The sequence below is a fragment of the Kocuria sp. ZOR0020 genome (assembly GCF_000800955.1).
Lineage (GTDB): Bacteria > Actinomycetota > Actinomycetes > Actinomycetales > Micrococcaceae > Kocuria > Kocuria subflava.
In genome coordinates this window covers 1-1,743 of sequence record NZ_JROX01000366.1, presented here as the reverse complement: position 1 = coordinate 1,743, position 1,743 = coordinate 1, and the positions used below count along the sequence as shown (strand labels likewise).

At 72.3% G+C, this 1,743-nt stretch carries 1 protein-coding gene; it reads left to right on the top strand.

All coding sequences use genetic code 11. From position 1 onward, the window contains the following. The first annotated feature begins 112 nt into the window (after positions 1-112). Entirely contained in the window at positions 113-1,603 is a 1,491-nt protein-coding gene (locus L979_RS13790) for a NuoM family protein (protein ID WP_047692831.1), read from the top strand. The last annotated feature ends 140 nt before the right edge of the window (positions 1,604-1,743 follow it).

The window sequence follows — 1,743 nt, the reverse complement described above, 5'->3', positions numbered from 1 at the left end:
GGCTGGCCCGGGCCCCGCAGACCGGGGCCGTCCACCAGTACTTCCTCCAGGCCGTCGCGGTGCTCGCCGTCGGCGTCGTGGCCTGGTCCGTCTACGCCGTGATGGGATGAGCATGCTGAGTTTGATCGTCTTCCTGCCCTTGGTGGCCGCCGCCGTCCTGGCCGCTGTGCCCGCGATCGGGCCCGCGGCCGCGCGCTGGGCGTGGGTGGTGGTGTCCGTCGTGGAGCTGCTGCTCGTGGGCGTGCTGTGGGCCGGCTACGAGGACCCAGGACCCAACGGGCTGGCGTTCGAGGAGCAGGTGCCGTGGATCCCCGGCGTCAACAGCAGCTACCACGTGGGCGTGGACGGGCTCTCCCTGCCGCTGCTGGCCATGACGGCCGTGGTGTTCCTGGCCTGCGCCGTCTACGCCCTGCGGGACGCGGACCGGCCGCGCGTGCAGGCCGCACTCTTCCTGTTCCTGCAGGGCGTGAGCCTCGGGGTGTTCGTGGCGGCCGACCTGATCCTGTTCTTCGTCTTCTTCGACCTATCCATCGTGGGCATGTACTTCGTGATCGCCGGGTGGGGCCACGGCCACGCGGCCCGGTCGGCGCTGAAGTTCTTCCTCTACACGTTCCTGGGCTCCCTGGCCCTGCTGCTGGGCTTCATCGGGCTCTACGTGGCGGCGGCCCCGCACACCTTCGACATCCCCGAGCTCGTCGCCGCGGCGCCGCTGGCGGGCGACCCGCTCACCGGGGGGCTGGTGCTCGCGGCGATCCTGGTGGGCCTGGCCGTGAAGACCCCCACCGTGCCCTTCCACACCTGGCTCCCCCCGGCCCACACCGACGCCCCGGCCATCGGCTCGGCCGTGCTGGCGGGGGTGCTGCTGAAGATGGGCACCTACGGATTCGTGCGCATCGCCATGCCGATGCTGCCCGAGGCCTGGCGCGCCTGGGCCTGGGTGATCGTGGTGGTCGGGATCGTCTCGGTGCTCTACGGGGCGTTCGTGGCCCTGGCCCAGACGGACATCAAGCGGATGATCGCCTACACCTCCGTCAACCACATGGGCTACATCGTCCTGGCCCTGGGCGCGGCCGGGGTCCTCGCCGAGGACGCCGCCCAGGCCCGTTCCGTGGCGGTCACCGGGGCGGTGGTGCAGATGGTCAGCCACGGGCTGATCACCGCCGCCCTGTTCCTGCTCGCCGGGGTGATGCAGGACCGGGCCGGCTCCTACGACATGGGCTCCTACGGTGGGCTGGCCGCCCCGGCCCCGCGCTACGCGGCGCTGTTCGCGGTCGGGGCCTTCGCCTCCCTGGGCCTGCCCGGGTTCTCCGGGTTCATCGCCGAGTTCCAGATCTTCGCCGGCAGCATCGCGGTCGCCCCGGTCACCGCGGTCGCCCTGCCGGGGATCTTGGTCACCGCCGCCCTGTTCCTGCGGGCCCTGCAGCGGGTCTTCACCGGCCCCGCGGCCGGGCACACCCCCGGGTTCGCGGACCTCCGGGCGCAGGAGCTGTGGTCCGCCGGTCCCCTGCTGGGCCTGTCCCTGCTCATCGGCGTGCTGCCCCGGGTGCTGCTCGAGGTGATCGAGCCGGCCTCGACCGCCCTCGTGAGCCTGGTGGGGAGGTAGCCGGTGGAGGCCTCGATGCAGATGCGCCCGGAGCTGCTGCTGCCCGAGATCGTCGTCTTTCTCGGCGGGTTGGTGGTGCTGCTGGGTGGATCGTTCCTGCCGCGGGACCGCCAGTGGATCGCCCGCGCAGTCGCCGCCCT